Annotated in this window: 21 protein-coding genes; 6 read left to right on the forward strand and 15 right to left on the reverse strand. The window is 68.3% G+C overall.

Going from position 1 to position 18,761, the window contains the following annotated elements; translation table 11 throughout:
• The first annotated feature begins 59 nt into the window (after positions 1-59).
• Complete coding sequence (locus PH203_RS44140) at positions 60-929, forward strand: nitroreductase/quinone reductase family protein (protein WP_289928000.1); 870 nt, start codon at positions 60-62, stop codon at positions 927-929.
• A gap of 47 nt (positions 930-976) precedes the next feature.
• Here the strand turns inward: PH203_RS44140 and PH203_RS44145 are convergent, their stop codons facing one another.
• The 6 genes from PH203_RS44145 to PH203_RS44170 all read right to left on the reverse strand — a co-directional run bounded on the left by PH203_RS44145 (position 977) and on the right by PH203_RS44170 (position 8,967).
• Positions 977-3,013 carry an AAA family ATPase gene (locus tag PH203_RS44145; RefSeq protein ID WP_289928002.1) on the reverse strand — a complete coding sequence of 679 codons (2,037 nt, stop codon included), beginning with the start codon at positions 3,011-3,013 and terminating at the stop codon, positions 977-979.
• A 94-nt stretch (positions 3,014-3,107) separates the two neighbouring features.
• Positions 3,108-3,716, reverse strand: a complete 609-nt coding sequence (locus tag PH203_RS44150; RefSeq protein WP_289928004.1) for a TetR family transcriptional regulator — start codon at positions 3,714-3,716, stop codon at positions 3,108-3,110.
• A complete protein-coding gene (locus PH203_RS44155; protein WP_354671317.1) occupies positions 3,713-5,845 on the reverse strand; it encodes an aminoglycoside phosphotransferase family protein in 2,133 nt (710 codons plus the stop codon). Before PH203_RS44155 ends, PH203_RS44150 begins: the two co-directional genes overlap by 4 nt.
• Positions 5,846-6,144: 299 nt before the next feature.
• Positions 6,145-7,017, reverse strand: a complete 873-nt coding sequence (locus PH203_RS44160; protein ID WP_289928009.1) for a GntR family transcriptional regulator — start codon at positions 7,015-7,017, stop codon at positions 6,145-6,147.
• Between the two features lie 361 nt (positions 7,018-7,378).
• Positions 7,379-8,116, reverse strand: a complete 738-nt coding sequence (locus PH203_RS44165) for an HAD family hydrolase (RefSeq protein ID WP_289928011.1) — start codon at positions 8,114-8,116, stop codon at positions 7,379-7,381.
• The gene (locus tag PH203_RS44170; protein ID WP_289928131.1) at positions 8,116-8,967 is read right to left on the reverse strand and encodes a winged helix-turn-helix domain-containing protein; all 852 of its coding nucleotides are present in this window, start codon (positions 8,965-8,967) and stop codon (positions 8,116-8,118) included. The genes PH203_RS44165 and PH203_RS44170 overlap by 1 nt, the downstream gene beginning before the upstream one ends.
• A gap of 302 nt (positions 8,968-9,269) precedes the next feature.
• Between PH203_RS44170 and PH203_RS44175 the strand changes: the two genes are divergently transcribed.
• Complete coding sequence (locus PH203_RS44175; protein WP_289928014.1) at positions 9,270-9,458, forward strand: hypothetical protein; 189 nt, start codon at positions 9,270-9,272, stop codon at positions 9,456-9,458.
• A gap of 39 nt (positions 9,459-9,497) precedes the next feature.
• Here PH203_RS44175 and PH203_RS44180 read toward each other — a convergent pair whose 3' ends face one another.
• Positions 9,498-10,406, reverse strand: a complete 909-nt coding sequence (locus PH203_RS44180) for a GntR family transcriptional regulator (protein ID WP_289928016.1) — start codon at positions 10,404-10,406, stop codon at positions 9,498-9,500.
• 176 nt (positions 10,407-10,582) lie between these two features.
• On the opposite strand from PH203_RS44180, the gene PH203_RS44185 reads away from it, so the two are divergent.
• Complete coding sequence (locus PH203_RS44185) at positions 10,583-10,765, forward strand: hypothetical protein (RefSeq protein WP_266825338.1); 183 nt, start codon at positions 10,583-10,585, stop codon at positions 10,763-10,765.
• Positions 10,766-11,155: 390 nt separating this feature from the next.
• On the opposite strand, the gene PH203_RS44190 is transcribed toward PH203_RS44185, so the two are convergent.
• Positions 11,156-11,731 carry an aerial mycelium formation protein gene (locus tag PH203_RS44190; RefSeq protein ID WP_289928020.1) on the reverse strand — a complete coding sequence of 192 codons (576 nt, stop codon included), beginning with the start codon at positions 11,729-11,731 and terminating at the stop codon, positions 11,156-11,158.
• A gap of 158 nt (positions 11,732-11,889) precedes the next feature.
• Here PH203_RS44190 and dtd point away from each other — a divergent pair, with 158 nt between their 5' ends.
• A complete protein-coding gene (gene dtd / locus PH203_RS44195) occupies positions 11,890-12,315 on the forward strand; it encodes a D-aminoacyl-tRNA deacylase (protein WP_289928021.1) in 426 nt (141 codons plus the stop codon).
• 448 nt (positions 12,316-12,763) lie between these two features.
• Complete coding sequence (locus PH203_RS44200; RefSeq protein ID WP_289928023.1) at positions 12,764-13,039, forward strand: hypothetical protein; 276 nt, start codon at positions 12,764-12,766, stop codon at positions 13,037-13,039.
• A gap of 12 nt (positions 13,040-13,051) precedes the next feature.
• Here the strand turns inward: PH203_RS44200 and PH203_RS44205 are convergent, their stop codons facing one another.
• The 6 genes from PH203_RS44205 to PH203_RS44230 form a co-directional block, all read right to left on the reverse strand.
• Complete coding sequence (locus PH203_RS44205) at positions 13,052-14,017, reverse strand: folate-binding protein (RefSeq protein WP_289928025.1); 966 nt, start codon at positions 14,015-14,017, stop codon at positions 13,052-13,054.
• Positions 14,018-14,027: 10 nt separating this feature from the next.
• The gene (locus PH203_RS44210) at positions 14,028-14,477 is read right to left on the reverse strand and encodes a transcriptional repressor (protein ID WP_289928027.1); all 450 of its coding nucleotides are present in this window, start codon (positions 14,475-14,477) and stop codon (positions 14,028-14,030) included.
• Positions 14,478-14,493: 16 nt separating this feature from the next.
• The gene (locus PH203_RS44215; RefSeq protein WP_289928029.1) at positions 14,494-15,069 is read right to left on the reverse strand and encodes an FABP family protein; all 576 of its coding nucleotides are present in this window, start codon (positions 15,067-15,069) and stop codon (positions 14,494-14,496) included.
• Positions 15,070-15,319: 250 nt separating this feature from the next.
• On the reverse strand, positions 15,320-16,273 hold the full coding sequence (locus tag PH203_RS44220; protein ID WP_289928031.1) for a hypothetical protein: 954 nt from the start codon (positions 16,271-16,273) through the stop codon (positions 15,320-15,322).
• Positions 16,270-17,157 (reverse strand): hypothetical protein, encoded by an 888-nt coding sequence (locus PH203_RS44225; protein WP_289928032.1) that lies wholly within the window; start codon positions 17,155-17,157, stop codon positions 16,270-16,272. Before PH203_RS44225 ends, PH203_RS44220 begins: the two co-directional genes overlap by 4 nt.
• Positions 17,154-17,960 (reverse strand): hypothetical protein, encoded by an 807-nt coding sequence (locus PH203_RS44230; RefSeq protein WP_289928033.1) that lies wholly within the window; start codon positions 17,958-17,960, stop codon positions 17,154-17,156. The genes PH203_RS44225 and PH203_RS44230 overlap by 4 nt, the downstream gene beginning before the upstream one ends.
• Before the next feature lie 100 nt (positions 17,961-18,060).
• On the opposite strand from PH203_RS44230, the gene PH203_RS44235 reads away from it, so the two are divergent.
• Positions 18,061-18,423 (forward strand): DsrE family protein, encoded by a 363-nt coding sequence (locus tag PH203_RS44235; RefSeq protein ID WP_289928034.1) that lies wholly within the window; start codon positions 18,061-18,063, stop codon positions 18,421-18,423.
• Here the strand turns inward: PH203_RS44235 and PH203_RS44240 are convergent.
• Positions 18,417-18,677 carry a DUF3099 domain-containing protein gene (locus PH203_RS44240; protein ID WP_289928036.1) on the reverse strand — a complete coding sequence of 87 codons (261 nt, stop codon included), beginning with the start codon at positions 18,675-18,677 and terminating at the stop codon, positions 18,417-18,419. The genes PH203_RS44235 and PH203_RS44240 overlap by 7 nt on opposite strands.
• Positions 18,678-18,761: the final 84 nt, after the last annotated feature.

The raw sequence follows: 18,761 nt of genomic DNA on the forward strand, positions 1-18,761 counted from the left end.
CGCCGCTTTCTCTTCGCCTTCGCCATCGACGACGTACGCGACGAAGAGAAAGAAGAAAGTTGCCCAACGAATTCAATCAACCGGTCATCGACGAGTTCCGCGCCAACAACGGTCGCGTCGGCGGCATGTTCGAGGGTGCCCGGCTGCTCCTGCTGACCACCACCGGCGCCCGTACCGGCACCCCGCACACCACTCCCCTCGGCTACCTCCCCGACGGCGGCGACCGCGTCCTGGTCATCGCCTCTGCGGGCGGATCGACCAGGCATCCCGACTGGTACCGCAACGTCCTCGCGCATCCTCGAGTGACTGTGGAGTCAGGTGCGTTCACCTATGAGGCGAAGGCCGTCGTCCTGGAGGGCGAGGAGCGGGAGCGGTCGTTCGCGCGGGCGGTGGAGGCGGAACCGGGATGGGCGGAGTACCAGGAGAAGGCCGGGGACAGGGTCATCCCCGTGGTCGCGCTGTACGAGATCGCGACGCCCGGCCCGCCGAACATCCGGGCCGGCTCCATCGGCGAGGGCCTCAAGCTCATCCACGACAACTTCCGCTACGAACTCGCCCTGATCCGCAAGGAGATGGGAGAGGGGATGAGAGAGGGGACGAGAAAGGGCAGCGGCAGCCCGGACACCCTCGGAGCCCAACTCCGCGTCAACTGCCTCACGTTCTGCCAGGGCCTGCACAACCACCACACCGGCGAGGAGGCGGGCCTGTTCCGCATCCTCGCAGAACGCCACCCCGAAGCCACCCCCGCCCTTGCGCGTCTGCGCGAGGAGCACGAGCGGATCGCCGCGTTGGTGGAGGAGTTGAAACAGGTGGTGTGGACGGCGGGCGAACCGGCCGCGGCCCAGGCGGAGGTCGAGCGGCTGACGGCCGAGCTGGAGGCCCATCTCACCTACGAGGAGGAGCAGTTGATCCCGCTGCTCGACGGCTAGCCACGCCGCCCCCGCCCCTGCCCCCGTCCGCGTGCCCATGCCCGTGCTCAGAACGGCAACGGCCGCCCGTGCACCACTTCCAACCCCGACACCGCCCGCGTGAGCACCACGTACAGCCGGTGCATCCCCCGCTCCTCCGCCTCGGCGATCGCCGCGGGCTCGACGGCCACGACATGGTCGTACTCGAGCCCTTTGGCCAGCGTCGCCGGCACGAGGGTCACGCGGGCCCCCAGATCGTCGGGTCCGGCAACGTCAAGTCCCGCCGCGTGGAGGGCTGTTCGCACCCAGGACACGTCCGCGTCGGCAGCGATCACCCCCACGGACCCCTCCCGCTCAAGCGCATCCCGTACGGCGGCCACGACCGCACGGAGCAAGTCGTCACTCCCGGCCTCCCGAACCCTCAACTCCCCGTCCCTGCGCAGGGATCGGGAGGCCGGTACGTCGACATCAAGCAGCCCCAGCAGCCGATTGGCGACCCCTACGACGGCCTCGGGCACCCGGAATCCGGTGGTCAGCGGCACGATCGCGGCGTCCGGCCGCCCGAGGTGCGCCAGTTGCTCACCCCAGGTCCGCGCCGCCCACGGTGTGGTGCCCTGCGCGAGATCCCCCAGCACGGTCAACGACCCGAACGCGGCCCGGCGGGCGATAGCCCGGCACTCCATAGGGGACAGGTCCTGCGCCTCATCGACAACAACATGCCCGTACCCCTCGGGGTGCTCGATGAGCCCCCCGACCTCATCGAGCAGAACGAGATCGGCGGCCGACCACCGAGCCGACTTCCACGACCGAGGCGGCCTGTTCCAGAGCACCGCCTTCTGCTCGTCGGCGTCCAGCACCCCGTCGGCGGCGGCCGCCAACGCCACTGGGTTGGTGAGGAGTTCGGCGACAACCTCCTCAGGCCGGACCCGAGGCCACACAGCATCGACGTACGCACTGATCGCCCGAGCCCGCTCGATCCGCCGTACCCAGGAGTTCGGCACCGGCCCCTCCCGCCGTTCGGCCTGCGCCCGCACACAGGCCACGACCCGCGCCCGGACCCGCTCCCGCCCGACTCCGTAAGGCGGCTCCTCCGCCCGCACCCCCGCCACGATCCGCACCAACTCCCCGACCGGCACCCGCCACCGATACGCCCCGTCGGGAACGACCAACCCCTCGCCCTCACCAAGGCACACCCTGGCGTACAGCGCCCGCCGCAGCACCTCGGACATCCGCACGTCGTGCTTGATACGGGCGGCCCACTCGCCGTCCTCCCCCGTGACCGACTGCCGGGCGATCTCCTCCTGAAGCGTCGACTGCCGCACGCCGGTCTCGCCGAGGGCGGGCAGCACCTGCGAGATGTACGTCAGGAAGGTGCGGTTGGGGCCGAGGATCAGCATGCCGCCGCGGCGGATGCGCTGCGGGTGGGTGTAGAGCAGGTAGGCGGCCCGGTGCAGCCCGACGGCGGTCTTCCCGGTCCCGGGGGCGCCCTGCACACACACCGAGACGCGGAGATCACCTCGTACGAGGTCGTCCTGCTCGGGTTGGATGGTCGCGGCGATGTCCCGCATGGGCCCGAGGCGGGGCCGCTCGATCTCCCGCAGCACGATGTCGCTGCCGGCCCGGTCATCCCCCTCCGCGAGGTGCTCGTCCTCCAGCCCGGTGAGGTCGGCGGAGTCCCCCGTGCTCCCCGGCGCCCACCCGAACCTCCGCCGCACGGCGACACCCTGCGGGTCGCGCGCGCTGGCCTGGTAGAAGGCGCGCGAGACGGGGGCGCGCCAGTCGACGACGAGGGGCGGGGCGGCGGGGTGCTCGCTGATCCGGAGCCGCCCGATGTGGAGCGTCTGCTCCTCCGTGGCGGAGTCCAGCCGCCCGAAGAACAACGGCCCCTCGGGCAACTCCCGCATCTCCTTGGCCCGGCTGCGCAGCTGAAACCCGAGCACTTCGGCGTCGGCACCGGAGGCGGAGACGTCCTCGCCGGTGACGACCTGTTCCTGGGCGCCTTCGACCATGGCGGCGAGGGCGGCGCGGCAGGTGTCGTGGTGGGCGCGTTCGAGGTGGAGGGCGTGGTGGAGCGCGGGGTGGGAGGCAGGGTCGGTCGACGTCATAGGACCGAGGGTACCCAAAAACGTAACCAAGTTAAATTTATTACCGAGCCTCAGGGAGCGACTGCCCCTCAGACACGGCTGGCCTCAGGCACGGCTAGGAATACCGCGGGAGCGCCGCCTCCAAGAGATCGAAGGCCCGCTCGGCGTCGCCCAGCGCCTCCGCCCGCACCTCATCCAGCGCTCCCCCCGCGCTCATCCGCCGCCAGTTCTCCTGAGCGAGGATGCGCCGTACGGCAACGATCTGCCCGGCGGCCAGACGCGCGTCCAGGTCACCACCGAGCACCGCGGCGAGCGCCTCCTCCGAGCGCTCCAGATGGGCGTACAGCCGGGCGACCAGGGCGGGAGTCCCGTAGAGAAGCTCGTAGAACGCGCGCACAGCGGGATGGTCGTTGACCCCGGTAATGGGATCCCCCCGCTCAACCCCTTCCAGGAAATCCCGCCGAAGCGCCTCCAACGGCGCCCCCCGCCCCTCCCGCACCACCCGCGCGGCCTCGTCCTCGTGATCGGCGATGCGGTGCAGGACCAGGTCTTCCTTGGCCGGGAAGTAGCGGAAGAGGGTGGGCTTGGAGATCTCGGCGGCGGCGGCGATCTCGGCCACCGACACGGCGTCGTAGCCCTTCTCCAGGAACAGACCGATCGCGATCTCGGAGACGGTCTCGTACATCCGCTGTTTTTTGCGCTGGCGCAGGCCGGGGGTGGTCATGGGGTGAGGGTACGGGGACCGCGCTTCACGAGCGTGCGAGCGAGATAGGGGTTCCTGATCCGGCCCAGGGGCATGCCTAGAGACGCCGTCGCCGCCCTCAAAGTCATCGAGTAGGAGTCGAGAGCCCTACGAACGTTGGGGGCGTCCAGGCTGGCGCCCGTCATCAGGCGGTCCAGATCGATGTACGCCGAGCGAACGATCTCGATCCAGCGGTAGACACCCCAGTCGCGCCGCCAGTCCTTGGTGTACTCGGGGTCCAGACGGAGAGCCCAGCGGTGGAACATGCGGTCGCGGATCTCCGGCCGGGTAGGTGTGAGATGCATGTGCCGGACCAGGTCGTACAGCGGGTCGCCGACGACAGCCATCTCCCAGTCGATGATGGTCAGGGCCTGCTTGTCCGGGCGGCGCACCAGGTTCCACGGGTTGAGGTCGCCGTGCAGCAGGGCCGGTTTGCGGTGACCCACCTGGTGCCGAGCAAGGATCTGCCGGAGCCGCTCGGCATCCGGTAGTCCGACGAGCCGGGCGAGCTGCTGGGACTCCTTTGGCAACTCGCTTACCAGAAGCACCAGTTGTTCACTCAGCGTGGCATAGAAGGACCCCTCCTCCGCAGCCGGGTCCAGCTCGTCGTAGTCCACCTGTGTCAGGGCGCGCAGCTGGTCGACGAGCGCATTCGCCTCGTGCGGCAGCAGGCCCTGCACGGGGTGGCTGGGCGGCTCGTCCGGGTCGGGCGACCCCTCGTAGGTGTGAATGGCGAACGGCTCACCCTGATAGCTCGTGCCCAGGGCCAGGAACCGAGGCACCGCCACAACCACCTGCGACTGTTCGATGGTGCGCAGCACGGCGTGCTCACTGAGGAATCCGCGCTCACGTCGGTCGACGTTCGGCACCTTGCGCCGCACCACCACGGGGAAGTCGACGCCAGGAACGTGGACGATGGTGTTCAGGTGGCCTGTGCCCTTGAGTACCCGGCTGGCCGGCGCCGCGCCTTCAGCGCGCAGCGCCTCGTTTACGGCCGCATGGGGAAAGTCGGGATGCTCCGGGAAGCGGGGATCCCGTGACCACTGGTCGATCTTGGCGATCAGGCCGCGACCGCCGTTCCTCGCCGCCAGCCACCTGAAGAGGATCCGCTCGATCTCCTGCTGGTCCGGAACACTGGCGAGTCCGAGCGGGCCCGCAGCCGTCGCAAGCGCACGGGCCACCTCCCGCGTGGCCTCGTCCAGGGTCTTCTGGTCAGGCGAGTTCTGCAGGGACTGCGCCGCCCGCATCACATCCGGGTAGACCGACTGCGCCCGCTCGAAAGCGATGTAGTGCGGCAGGTCCGTAGTCAGGCCGGACACCGCCGCCGGGCGAACCTGGCGCATGGCGGATGCCCAGGCGTCGATGACCTCGTCCCATTGGTAGGACGGGTATTGCATGCGCACCAGGTGAGTGGCGAGATCGTGCAGAGGATCGCCGTACGTCGCCAGTTCCCAGTCGACGCAGATGAGTGGCGGATCACCGGCGTACGACATGATCAGGTTGTCGCGATGCAGATCGGCGTGGAGCAGACTGAACGGCCGACGGGACATGGGTGGCACCCGCTCCGCCAGTCGCAGCAGGGCATCCTCCGGAATGCCCAGAGCAGCGAACAGGCCGCCGAAGGCAGCCCAATTGGGCTGCCGGATCTGTCGGTCCGCCATCATCGCGAGCGTTCGCAGGAACCCCTGGCTGTCCGTGTGATTGCCGGGCCAGTCTGACGGCAGGTCCGGCAACGCCCCCCTGCGCACCTGGGTCATCTGGGCGAGCAGGCCCGCCAGCGCACGAACGATCATGGTGTCGACGGGCTTACCGTTACTGCACACCTTGGAGAGGGGCACACCCTCCACGTAGCTGTGGATCGCGAAAGTGTCGCCCTTATACAGGCACTGCGGGACGTGGGGAAGTACACCCTGGATGGTATGGAGGATCTCCGCCTCGTCCGCCCAGGTCCGGATCACCACCGGCAGCGCCTCGGTACGCCGGACTCGAACGGTCACTTGGGTCCCGGCATCGCGCCCGACCAACCGGGCCACCTGGTCCGGCAGCGGCAGTACGAAGTTCTTGTTGTGATGGCCGCTGGCCGCCTGCCCCTCCTCCTCAGCCAGGCTCACGAACGCCCCGACCGTGCGCTCCCCGAGAGAGGTACTTGGGAGAGGCGGTGCGCCCACGGGCCACACTCCGGATCATTCGCGCGAGAGACGACGGGCACGGCAACACTAATTGCCAGTTCTAACAGGCACGACCAGAGCCCGGCTGGAGTAGCCATAACGAGTGGTTTTGCCACGTTTACGTTCGTCGGGTCGTGCGAGATTGGCTCTTTGCCACGTCCATACGCGCGGAACAGAGCGATTGCTCAGCGGTGCGGGAATGTTAGCGCACCGAACCATGCGTCTCGGTCACCGTTCGGGCTCTATTCGGAGAGATTGGTCCAGACCGAGTTGAACCAGGCCTGCATGCTGCCCACGAAGACGGACCCCGGTGAGTACGCGTCCTCGTCCTTCACATGGTGTGTCATCGTCGCACTGACCCCCAGGACGTCCAGCGCGGTGACCACCTCGCCGTCAGCCAACTCGATCTGACGCTCAATCACGTTGTACATGCCGTGGAGCGCTTCGACGCCGTTCATGAGGTAGAGCTTGAACGGGGGGACCATTGGAGTGTGCCGGATCTCGAGATCAACGATTGGCACCAGTCCCTGGGTCCGTAGATCATTGAACGACCCGCGCAGCGAAGCGGTATGCCGACGACTCATGGCCCGCAGCCGCTCCTGCAGACGCTGATCTTCCTTGTCACCCTTCACCCTCGGGTACGGCAGCGGCACCCCGGCGTCTGGCAGCAGCAGCCGCAGAGCGATGCGTTCCGGGGTGATCTCACGGGCATAGATGCGCTCCACCTGGAAATACAGGTGCGCTTGAAGCGATTCCGACGTCAACGTGTAGACGTCCATGGTGACTTCGCGCGCCTCGAAGGCCGAACTGATGACACGTCGCAGGTCAACTCCGCGTCGCAACCCGGCCACCGTTGGCGCCGACGACTGAACAGGCGGGACCTTGAGCACCCGGGAGCCACTCCCCTGACGCGAAAGGATCAGCTCCTCCTCGGCCAGGTCCCGCAGCGCTCGCTGAATGGTGTCCCGCGAGACTCCGAACTCCGTAACGAGCTCCCGTTGCGGCGGCAGGTAGGACGACAACGGATACGTCCCATCGGCGATCCGGGTGCGCAGCGCCTGGGCCACCCGCTGGAACTCCTTGGCACCGCTGCCACTGCTCTCCCGCGCGTCCACCCTTTGACCGTACCGCCTGCCGTCCACTGGCAAACCAATCTCCAGCCAATCCTGTCACCTGACTGGCCAGTTGGTTAAGGGATCAGTCAGACCGGGCAAGCCACCCACAAGTAACTAGCCCAATTGGGCGGGTAGTTGAGAGCTTCTCCGTAGGCGGTAGATGGGGGCGGTCATGGTCGTGGTTCAACTGCTGGTCACAGTTCTCCTCCCGAGTCTGGACCAGTTATTCCAGTCGAGGTTCGGAGCACTCGGCGTGCTGTGCCTCTTCCTCCTGGGGGTAGGCCTCAGGGCACGCAACACGGCATGTCTGTCCGCAGGCGCCGTGGTCTTCGCCCTGCTGATGTTGCAGGCCTGAGCCCCGTCAGTAGCCGCTCAGCAGCACGGTCCGCACGTCGTCCAGTGAGTTCACCACCACTTCGGCGCCCGCGTCCCGCAACAGCTTCTCCTTGCGCGCGTTACGCGCGTAGCCGAGGAACGGAACCCCCGCGCTCCGGGCGGCCTCATAGTCGGTATCGCTGTCGCCGATCATCAAGGCGGACGAAGGGGCCGCGCCCATCGCGTTCAGGGCGCGGTTCAGGCAGTGGGGGTCGGGCTTGAGGCGGTGGAGATCCTGGGTGCGGCCGTAGATATGGGGGGTGAAGCAGGATGTCAGACCCCGGGAGGAAAGGTATCTGCGGACGACCCGGGGAGAGTTGTTCGTCGCGATCGCCAGCCGCGAACCGACCGCCGTCCAGGTGCGTATGAGCGGGTCCGCGTACGCCGTCGGCATCGCCGAGGACGCAGCGTGGAGTTCCTCCTGGGTGAGACGTTCCTCCAGCTCCGCGACGAGGTCGCTGCCGGGGTGGCGGAGATCGACGGCGCGCAGGACGACGTGGGGGTCGAGGGACTCCCGTTCGTCCTCCGTCACCAGGCCGTGCAGGCCCCGGCTCTCCAGCCACTCGACCAGTTCCCTCGCCACGCGTTCCGCCGAGTGCCCGGCGAACAGGCGGCAGATCGGCCCGTCGAAGTCCCACAGGACGACTCGGGCGCGGCTGATCAGTTCGCTGAGTTCCTCGAGTTCTGCTGTCACCGCTTCAGTCTGCGTCGTATCAGAGGTCACTAGGAGAGTGTCAGGTCCGTCGTGATGGTTTCCCAGAGGGCGTCGAACCACTTCTGGGATTCCTCGACGAAGGCCTCGTCGCGCTGGCTGGCCGTCTTGACGAAGGAGAAGAGGACGGACTGGGAGCCGAGGGCGTCGTACATCTCCAGGGTCTGGCTCTCGTACTCCTCCTCGCGCTTCTCGAGCATGTAGTAGCCGAGGAGCACTTCCTCCCCGTTGAGCAGGTACATCTTCACGGGTGGGGTGAAGGGGAGGGCGCGGAAGGTGACGCGGACGTCGATGCCGTGGGTGCCGCGGACGGCGTTGAGGTTGTACTTCAGTACGTGGGCCTGGGCGTTGCGCATCTCCAGCCAGCGCTGGTGGACCGGGTCCGCCTCGCCGCCGCCGTCGACCAGGACGGGGAAGGCCAGGTTGATGTCCCGGCCCGGAAGCAGGACGCGGAAGTCGATCGATTCGGGGCGCAGCCTGCCCTCGTGGATGCGGCGCAGGGAGTCGCCGAGTGCCACCATCAGCGTCTCGGAGGTGTGGCAGACCACGTCCACGCGTACGTGCTCCGCCGCGAAGGCCTCCGCCATCCGCGGTGCCAACCCCACCATCGTCGGCTGCGGAGCCCCCCGCACCGGCGCCGGCTCCGCGATCCGCGGTGGGCTCCCCTTGCTCACGTTACTGAGCAGACCGTCCTCCTGCAGTGCCCGCAGGGCCTGGCGGACGGTGCCGCGTTCCACGCCGAACTCCTCCGCCAGCTCGGCCTGGGTGGGCAGGCGGTCTCCCGCCTTGAGGTCTCCGACGCGGATGCGTTCCCGCAGGATCTCGGCGATCTCCTGGGGCGAGAGCTTTCTGCTGCCGTTCACTGCCACGTTCTCCGCCAAGTTCTCCACCACGGTCTTCGCCACGGTCTTCGCCAGGTTCTCCGCCACGGTCTTCGTTACCTTCCCCTGGTCACGACCAAACGCTACAACTCCCATCCATCTATCGGGAGTTGTTTGTAAGTTGTTTCCGAGCATGGACCAAGTGGGTACAACTCAAGCAGAGTTGGTTGCCAACTTGGTCCAGTTGGCGGAAGTTTTGCCTCCTCATCGCCCAGCACCAGAGCCCGACCCCCAGCGTCCGACCGCCCCGGGCGCCCGCCTCAAGTCTCAAGGGGGAACCACCAATGCCTGCTCTCTACCTCCTCTCCGCCATCTTCGTCGTCGGCGTCGAGCAGACCCTCCAGTGGAAGTACGGCGCCGCCGGCATCCTCGGTCTGCTGCTGCTCAGCATCGGCATCAGGGCCAAGAGCCCGGCGATGAGCTCCGTCGGGGCCGTGATGCTGGCCCTCCTCGTCGCGGGGCCCGCCCTATGAGGAAACGGCGTCGCCCGGATCCGCCACTGTGGGAGACCTTCAGATCGTGAGCGTCAGCTCCGAACTGATCGTCTCCCACAGTGCGTTGAACCACAGGTGGGACTGCTCGACAAAGGTCGTGTCCCGCAGCCCGGCGCCCTGGTCGAAGGCGAACAGCATCGACTGGGTGCCCTCGGCGTCGTACATCTGCAGGTACTCGTGGTCGATCTGCTCCTCGCGCTTGGTGAGGGTGTAGTACGCGAAGAGCGCCTCGGTGTTGTTGAGCAGGTACAGCTTCACGGGCGGGGTGAAGGGCAGGGCGCGGAAGGTGACCTGTACGTCGATGCCGTGCGTGGAGCGCAGTGCCTGCAGATTGTGGCGCAGTACGTGTCCCTGGGCGTTGCGCTGGGCCAGCCAGCGGCGTTGCAGCCGGCCGTCCATCGAGGGGTCGACCGGGGCCGGGAAGGCGAGGTCGATGTCCCGGCTCGGCAGCAGGATGCGTACGTCGATCTTGGCCGGTTTCAGCCGTCCGGCGTGAATCTGGCGCAGCGGTTCGCCGAGGGCGAGGTTGAAGGAGACCGAGGTCAGACAGAGGGCGTCGATCTCCACGTGCGGGGCCGCGAAAGCGGCGGCGATACGCGGGGCGAGGGCCACCATCGTGGGCAGCGGCGGGGCTCCGGGGCCGGTCAGCGCCCTGCCGAGGTCAGGGGCGACGGTGGCGGGGCTGCCCTTGGACACGTTGGTGAGCAGATGCTCGGACTGCAGGATGCGCAGGGCCTGCCGGACCGCCCCGCGCTCCACACCGAACTCGCTGGCCAGCCTGGCCTGAGTGGGCATGCGCTGACCCGGCCGCAGCTCACCGGACCGGATCCGGGAACGCAGCTCGTCGGCCACCTCACGATGTGACGTGTGTGGCCGCTGTGACCTCTCCCGTCCATTGACGGAGGCGTGTTTCGGGTCCACAACCAAACACTACAACTTCCCGCCATCTTTGGGCAGTTAAGGAGAAGGTGGTTATGAGACGTCTCCAAGCGGAGATAACTACGGTGAAGTTGGCCACCAACTTGCAGAACATGGTCAAACTTCAAAGGGGTTGGTGCCACCAAGCCAAGTCATTCGTCTTGCTTCAACCAGGGGGGATCGTCATGCCGCTCGCCATCGCCATCGCCGCCCTCGCCATCGGATTCGAGCAGCTCATCCAGTGGAAATGGGGGCCGATGGGCATCATCGCCTTCATCCTTCTCACCGTCGGCATCAAGGCAAAGAGCACCATGGTCGGCGGCATCGGAGCGGCGATCCTCGTGATGCTGCTCGCCCAGTCCGGCTGACGGACCGCCCAAGTCCGTTCAGCCCAGCCGGCCGGGCTCTCTTCCGGAGGGGAGCCGAGAGCCCGGTCGGTCGGTACAGCCACAACTCCACACCGACAACTGAAGACCGCCGTCGCACAGCCACAACTCAACATCGGCAAGACAGAGCACAGCTACGGATACACGGATACACGGATACAGAGCAACAGCTACGGATTCGTCCCCTGTCACCGACGGGAAGGAGCCTCAGAACACGCCCGGGCACCGAGGCCGCCCGGACGTACGCAGCAGGGCGTCGACCACACGGGCGGCGCCCGCTCGTTCGTTCGCCTTGGCCCCGGCCACGCGCTTCACCCGGCCGGTGTCGTCCCGGCCGGCCTCGCCCCCGGCCGGTGTCGAAGGCGCCGGGATTCAGATCAACAGGTCGTCCACCTGCGCCTCCCCCTCCCGGTATCGCCGCGCGATCTCGCCGCTGCACTCGTCCGTCGTCTCCTGCAGCCGCTGCCGGCGCCGGGAGACCTGCTGCTCGTACCGCACGAGCCGCCCCATCGCGGTGCTCAGCTCCACATCCGTACGGGCCTGGAGGTCCGAGAGCTCCACCTCGGCGAGCATCTCGGCGGCGAGGCGGCGGTACTCCTCGTTGTGGGGGGTGCCGAGGGTGACATGGCGGGCGGAGGAGCGCTGGCGGGCCGGGGCGTCCGTGAGGATCTCCGGGAGCCGCTCGACCACCGAACCCTCCCCCGCGGGCGACCTGCGGGCCAGTTCCGCGCGGAGGATGTCGATACGGCCCTGCAGCAGCCGCCGTACATAGCTGAGGTCCGCCTCGTCGCGCTGGGCGTCCCGGCGCAGGGTGCGCAGCTCGGGCAGGCTCAGCGAGGACAGGTCGTGCTCGGGCGGGTCCGCGGGCAGCCGCGGTTCCTCCGTGCGCTGCGTGGGCGGCCGGACGGCAGCCCCAGGAGGCTGCTGCCCGGTACTCGGTGTGCTCATGTGCCTCTACCGTCCCCTCGACCGGCGTGTGTGAGCATCGTGCCACCCCAAGTGGCCGCTATGTGACCGAGTGCCCCCGATCGGCCCCAGATGGGGGGTTAAGGATCAAAAACAATCCCGAGGAAAGGTCACTTCGCGGCGACCGGCATGATGGTTCCATGCGCGCAGTGGTACAGAGGGTCGACGGCGCGAGTGTCGTCGTCGAGGGTGAGACCGTCGGAGAGATCGTCGGCGAAGGGCTCTGCGTCCTCGTCGGGGTCACCCACGAGGACACCAAGGAGAAGGCCGCCCAACTCGCCCGCAAACTCTGGTCGATCCGCATGCTGCACGACGAGAAGTCCTGCAGCGACATCGACGCGCCGCTCCTCGTCATCAGCCAGTTCACGCTCTACGGCGATGCGCGCAAGGGGCGCCGGCCCACGTGGAACGCCGCCGCTCCCGGCGATGTCGCCGAGCCGCTGGTCGACGAGGTCGTCGCCCAGCTTCGCGCTCTCGGTGCGACTGTGGCCACGGGCCGCTTCGGCGCCCAGATGCGGGTGTCCCTGACGAATGACGGCCCGTTCACGGTCCTGCTGGAGATCTGAACCACCGGCCCGGACAACACCGCATCCCTGACGGGTTGAGGGGAAGGTGCTTGTTCCTTGTTTATGAGTAGGGACCAAGTGGGGACAACTCAGTAGAGTTGGCAGTCCAATTGGTCGACATGACCGCTCAGCCACCCGGCAGTCTTCTCCCTGTCAGCCCAGGTGAGCCAGGTTCTCGGGGCAGCGGACACCGACTCGCGGGGCTCGTGACAGCGAGCCCCCTCGACATCGGCGGGCCCTGCCGGGGTGGTCATCCCGGCAGGGTCTTCGTCGTACGTTCCGTACCGCAGGCGGGGGAGCACCGCCCCCTGCGTTCTCCGGCCTCAAATCCCGTACATCTGGGGCGTGTTGACTGGCCGCGCCAATGGGCATCTCTCGGAGCACAGAACATCACGGAGTATGCGGCTGTCACCGCGTCGTCCGTGATTCGCCGAACACCTGGGCTGACGTGATCGACAAAGGGAGAAGCGGCATGACACACCACCCGTCCGCAGGGCCGGATCCAGGCAAGTCTCCGGGGACTCAACCGCAGGCCGGCGGCCTCGACATCGCACGGATTCCGCTGCCGAACGCGGTCACGGCGGTCATCATCGTGGTCGCGGCGCTGGCTGCCGGCATCACCGTGCTGATCGTGATGCCGGGGGTGCTGGAGGCACTCGGCAGCGCCGTGACGATCACTGGTGGGGGCTTCACGCTCGCGGCAAAGATCGCGGTGCCACGCTGACGCCCGCCTCGCCTACGGCTCGACCACGACCTCCTGCGCCGCCGCCGTCGTGTCCGCCAGCAGCGCCGCCTCCACCGGCACGTTCCGCTTCACCAGGGCGAGGGCGACCGGGCCGAGCTCGTGGTGGCGTACCGATGTCGTGATGAAGCCGATCTTGCGGCCGTCGGGGCCGTCGTCCGCGAGGCGGATGTCGGTGCCGGCGGGGGGCAGGTGCACCTCGCTGCCGTCCAGGTGGAGGAAGACCAGCCGCCTCGGCGGCTTGCCCAGGTTCTGGACGCGGGCGACCGTCTCCTGGCCCCGGTAGCAGCCCTTCTGGAGGTGAACGGCCGTTCCGATCCAGCCCAGTTCGTGCGGGATGGTGCGGTGGTCGGTCTCGAAGCCTAGGCGGGGGCGGTGGTGTTCGACGCGCAGCGCCTCGTAGGCCAGCAGGCCGGCCGCCGGGCCCGCCTTCTCGGCGTACGACTCCAGGTCGGCGCGCGGGAGGAACAGGTCGCGGCCGTACGACGTCTCGCGTACGACGACGCCCTCCGGCACCTCGGTGATCGAACCCGCCGGGAGGTGGACGACCGCGATGTCCGCCGTGCGGTCGGCGACCTCGACGCGGTAGAAGAACTTCATCGACTCCAGGTACGCGATCAGCGCCTCCTGGGTGCCGGGCTCGACATGGGCCCAGACCGTCACGCCGTCGTCGACCAGGTACAGGGCGTGCTCGATGTGGCCGTTGGCGGAGAGGATCAGTGCCTCGGTGGCCTCGCCGGCGGGCAGCTCGGAGACATGCTGGGTGAGCAGCAGATGCAGCCAGCTGAGGCGGTCCTCGCCGGTGACGGTGAGAACGCCACGGTGCGAGAGGTCCACGAAGCCGGTGCCGTCGGCGAGGGCGCGCTGTTCGCGGAACAGCTCGCCGTAGTGGGCGGCGACGCCTTCGTCCACGCCCTCGGCGGGGACGGCGCCGGGCAGGGACAGCAGAGGGCTCTTCATATGCCTAAGCCTACGACTCGGTAGTTGAAGCCTTGAGGGAAGCTTTCCTGGAGCAGTCCTCGCAGCGGCCGAAGATCGCGAAGTGCTTCATGTCCGTCTCGAACCCGAAGGCCGAGCGCAGCTTCGCGGTGAACTCCGCCGCCACCTGGACGTCCGCCTCGATGACGTTCTCGCAGTCCCGGCAGACCAGGTGGATGTGGTGGTGGCGGTCCGCCAGGTGGTACGTCGGCGCCCCGTGCCCCAGATGGGCATGGCTGACCAGGCCGAGCTCCTCCAGGAGCTCCAGCGTCCGGTAGACCGTGGAAATGTTGACCCCCGACGCCGTCTTCTTCACTTCCGTGAGGATGGCGTCGGGGGTCGCGTGCTCAAGGGTGTCCACGGCTTCGAGCACAAGTTGCCGCTGCGGGGTCAGCCGGTAGCCGCGCTGCCGCAGATCACTCTTCCAGTCGGTGCTCACCACACCCGGAAGTCTAGAACTACTTGAAGAAAGCGATCCCGTCGTCCGGCATGTCGTCGGGCAGGGCCTTCGCCCAGCGCTCGACGTCCTCCGGGGTGACGACCTTCTTCAGGTGCGCGGACATGTAGGGGCGCAGCTCGACCTCGGGGGTCTGCTTCTCGCCGACCCACATCAGATCGCTGTTGACATAGCCGTACAGGCGCTTGCCGCCGGTGTACGGGCCCGAGGCCGCGGTACGCGCGACGGCGTCCGTGACCAGGTCGATCTGCGGCTTCTGCTTGGCGAGCTCGCCGTACCAGATCTCGACGACGCCGTCGTCGCGGACCATCGTGATCTCGACCTTGCGGTCGGCGTCGACGCGCCAGAAGCCGTGCTCGGACTCCAGCGGACGGACCTTGTTCCCGTCGTTGTCCAGGACCCAGGTGTGGGACTGGTACTCCAGGAAGTCCCGGCCGTCGTGGGAGAAGGTGACCTCCTGCCCGAAGTTGCACTTCTCGGAGCCGGGGAAGTCGTGCACGCCCGCGCCGGCCCAGTTGCCGAGCAGGAAGACGAGCGGGACGAGGTCCTTGTGGAGGTCGGACGGGATCTCGATCATGAGAGGCAGTTCCTAGACGTGGGTCAGCGCTGGCCCTGGTACAGCTTCTTCACCGTCAGCCCGGCGAAGGCGAGGACGCCGACGCAGACCAGGACGAGCAGAGCTTCGAAGAAGTACTCAAGCACTTGGTGCTCCTACGTTGAGCGAGTGTTGGGTTCCCCCCTCTGGGGGGAGGTGCACGGGCCGGGCCCCAGCTTAGTCGGCCGGGGCCCGGTCTTCTCCGCGAGGTACGCCTCAGCGCCCCCGTCGCTCAGCCGAGCAGCTGGCTCTGCAGCGTCACCGTCTGCTGGAAGGGGACGGCTGCGGCGGTGCCTTTGCGGGACTGGATGACGAGGGCGACCACGTCACCGGCGGCGAGGTAGGCGTGCCGGACCTGTTCGGTGCCGTACGGCTTGTCCTCGACGTGGACGGCGCGCTCGATGTTCTCGACCGCTGCCCCGACCGGGAAGTCCGGGTCCAGCTGGGAGCTGTCGGTGCCGCGCACGTTGTACAGGGCGTCGTCGGACCCCGAGAATCGCTGCCAGATCCGGTCCGCGATCTCAGCCGTGTCGAACTGGAGCAGATAGACGCGGGTGTGCGTGCCGTCGTCGGTCTTCCAGCCGCGGGCCGCGATGTGCCGCAGCCCGTGGTCCGTGAGCTTCTGCGCCATCTCGGCCCGGTCCTCCGGGTCCTTGTACTCCGCGAGGTAGTCCTTCGTCGCCAGCCAGCCGTCCTTCCCGTCGAGCGCCTTGTCGGCCGTCGCGCCCTCGGGTGCGGGCAGCAGGAGCTTGCGCAGGTCGGCGTGGTGAGTACCGGCCGTGTTCTCCTCGGCGAAGGGCGCCGGGCTGCCGGACGGCAGCGGCGGCTTGACGATCTCCGGGTACTCCCAGCGCCCGTCCGACTCGGTCGCGAGTCCCGGTACGTCCGTCCGCTCCATCCGCGTGATGCCGTACGCCGTCCCCGCGCCGGCGACGGCGAAGACCACGACGGCGGCGGTCCAGCGCAGGACGGCCCGCAGGACCCGTCGGTCCTTCGGCGCCGGAGGGTCCGAAAGGACCGAGGCCTGCGGGGGCGCCACGGGCACGGGCGGCACCACGAGGGGCTGCGGCTCGGCCTGCTGCGCCGGTTGTGCCTGCTCGCTGGCTTGCGCCTGCTCGCTCGCTGGTGTCTGCGCGCTCGCTTGCGTCTCCTCGGTCCGCTGCGTCGGTTGCGTCTGCTCGGTCATACGGCCTCCCCCGGCTCTGCGATGCGGTCGAGCTGCTCGGCGAGAAGCGCCGCGATCGACTTGGTGTCGAGTGACTTGACGCCGTCGGCGGTGGCGCTGATCAGGATGTCGCCCTGGTAGGCGGAGCAGAACATCATGTCGAGGTCCTCGTCGGCGTCCTTGGGCGGCAGGAAGCACTCGGCGTTCTCGAAGCCCTTGATCTCCGGGCCCTTGCGGAAGACGTCCAGGGCGGCGAGGAAGGTGTTCTGGGACGTCGAGATGTCCTTGGCGGCGGCCCTCTTCTCCATCCGGGACAGCGTGATGCTGACCACGGAGACGCCCTGCCCGCTGGCGTTGCTGCCCGTGGAGTTGATGTAGCTGCGCATCGCCATGCCGGTGATGCGCTGCTTGTCGATCCGCTTCTCCAGCTCCTTGCGCTGGGTGCGGGGCAGACCGCTCAGCGACTCCTTGCGCAGGGCGGTCGCCTGGGCACCGCTGAGTTCGGCGTCGGAACCGAACTCGGCGAGGTCCGGGCCCCGGTTCCAGCCGTCGGTCCCGTACGGCACGAGGACCCCGGCCAGCCCCTTGGCGGTGGCCGCCTTCTCCTCGTCCGCCTCGGCCGCCTCGGCCGCCTTCGGGAACTTCCAGACCGGTGCACCGGCGTCCCGGTCGGCGTCGTCCACGGTCACGACGGTGAAGCCGACACCGGCCACGACGGCACCGGCCAGCAGCACGGACCCGGCGATCGCGGCGACACGACCACGGCGGACGGGCTTCTTGGCGGGCTGAGCGGGACCCTCGTCCGGGACGGGGCTCTGGAGGACTTCGGGAGCGGAAAGGACCTCGGGGGTTTCAGGAACCGCCGCGCTCTCAGGAACCGCCGCGCTCTCGGGAATCTCGCTCACAGCCGCTCCATCTGCCGCTCGGCCAGGTCCATGATCTTCTTCTTGCTGATCGGCTTGGTGTCGTAGACCCAGACCTCCACGGCGATGTCACCGCGCCAGGCGTGCGCCTCCGCGCCATAGAGCGGCAGATAGCCGGGCTCGGTGTCGGCCTTGTTGTGGACGTACGCCATCCCGTCCTCGGTGCCGGGAACGACCCAGCTGTCCGTGTCGTCCTCGTCCTCCGCCCAGTACTGCGCGTCGCTCGCCGCGCGCTCGGCCGCGACGTCCTCCTCCTGGCGGTACTGGATCAACCGGATCGACACCGTGAGATTGCCGCTCTCCTCCCAGCCGGTGACGGCCGCGCGGCGGAACTCGTCGTGGACGAGGTCGCCGAACGCGGCGCCCGGCTTGTCGAAGGCGTCGGCGTAGGCGGCCACGCCCATCCAGCCGTCGTCGTCACCCAGCCAGTCGGCCTTCTTCGCCCCGCGCGGCTTCTTCAGCAGCAGCTTGCGCAGATCGCCGTCCGTCTTCACCCGCCGGTCCTGCGCGGCGGACAGCGGCTCGGTCTCGCCCTCGGCCTGCTTGACGACGGGCTGGGACAGCGGCGGCAGCTTGGTGGGCTCGCGGTCGGCCTGGACGACGAAGCCGGTGCAGGTGCCGGCGACCGCGCCGAGCACGGCGGCCGCCGCGATGAGGAGTGTCGTACGGCCACGGCGGCGCGGACGTCGTACGGCCGGGGTTACGGCCGGAGCTTCTTCGGGTGCTCCGGTCGCCTCCGGAGCTACCGGTACTTCAGGTACTTCAGGTACTTCCGAGACTTCCAAGACGTCCCCCCACAGAACGTGAAGCGCGCATTCCGTATGCGCGCACAGGAGACTCATGGCCAACGATCTGAGTTGTAGCCGTGTTGATTACGATTCGGGCATGGCGAAGAAGCTCGTGATCAAGGTGACGGCGGGGGCCGATGCCCCCGAGCGCTGCTCCCAGGCGTTCACGGTGGCGGCGGTGGCCGTCGCCAGCGGGGTCGACGTCTCCCTGTGGCTGACCGGGGAGTCCGCCTGGTTCGCCCTCCCGGGCCGCGCCGCCGAGTTCGAACTCCCGCACGCCGCCCCGCTCCCCGACCTCCTCGACTCGATCCTCGCCGGCGGCACGCTGACGCTCTGCACCCAGTGCGCGGCCCGCCGGGAGATCACGGAGAAGGACGTCATCGAGGGCGTACGGATCGCGGGCGCGCAGGTCTTCGTACAGGAAGCGCTGGGGGACGAGACCCAGGCCCTCGTCTACTGACGCCGTTTCTTTCCGTCGAGCTCGTCCCACCAGTCGTCGGACTTCGGGTCGCCGGACGGGTCGTCCCACCAGCGGTCCTCCGGGCCTCGCCGGTTGGCGACCATCGCGGCGACCGGGGGGATCAGCATGGCGACCACGCACATGCCCACGGCCACCGGGATCGACCAGAGGCGTACGACTCCCCAGGCCAGGACGAACAGGGCGATGCAGGTGCCCATCATGGCGAAGTACGTGTGACGCCGCCGTGCGTACATGCCTCCAGGGTAGGTCCGTGTCCGCGCATGCCGAAGGGCCGCACCCCGGGGGGGTACGGCCCTTCGACAGCGACAGCGGGTGCC

Source organism: Streptomyces sp. S.PB5 (assembly GCF_030403745.1).
Lineage (GTDB): Bacteria > Actinomycetota > Actinomycetes > Streptomycetales > Streptomycetaceae > Streptomyces.

Bases quoted from the DNA above. Each gene is read 5' to 3' on its own strand.
- PH203_RS44145 (WP_289928002.1), bottom strand. From the start codon at position 3,013: ATGACGTCGACCGACCCTGCCTCCCACCCCGCGCTCCACCACGCCCTC.
- PH203_RS44150 (WP_289928004.1), bottom strand. From the start codon at position 3,716: ATGACCACCCCCGGCCTGCGCCAGCGCAAAAAACAGCGGATGTACGAG.
- PH203_RS44175 (WP_289928014.1), top strand. From the start codon at position 9,270: ATGCCTGCTCTCTACCTCCTCTCCGCCATCTTCGTCGTCGGCGTCGAG.
- PH203_RS44185 (WP_266825338.1), top strand. From the start codon at position 10,583: ATGCCGCTCGCCATCGCCATCGCCGCCCTCGCCATCGGATTCGAGCAG.
- PH203_RS44190 (WP_289928020.1), bottom strand. From the start codon at position 11,731: ATGAGCACACCGAGTACCGGGCAGCAGCCTCCTGGGGCTGCCGTCCGG.
- dtd (WP_289928021.1), top strand. From the start codon at position 11,890: ATGCGCGCAGTGGTACAGAGGGTCGACGGCGCGAGTGTCGTCGTCGAG.
- PH203_RS44205 (WP_289928025.1), bottom strand. From the start codon at position 14,017: ATGAAGAGCCCTCTGCTGTCCCTGCCCGGCGCCGTCCCCGCCGAGGGC.
- PH203_RS44215 (WP_289928029.1), bottom strand. From the start codon at position 15,069: ATGATCGAGATCCCGTCCGACCTCCACAAGGACCTCGTCCCGCTCGTC.
- PH203_RS44220 (WP_289928031.1), bottom strand. From the start codon at position 16,273: ATGACCGAGCAGACGCAACCGACGCAGCGGACCGAGGAGACGCAAGCG.
- PH203_RS44235 (WP_289928034.1), top strand. From the start codon at position 18,061: ATGGCGAAGAAGCTCGTGATCAAGGTGACGGCGGGGGCCGATGCCCCC.
- PH203_RS44240 (WP_289928036.1), bottom strand. From the start codon at position 18,677: ATGTACGCACGGCGGCGTCACACGTACTTCGCCATGATGGGCACCTGC.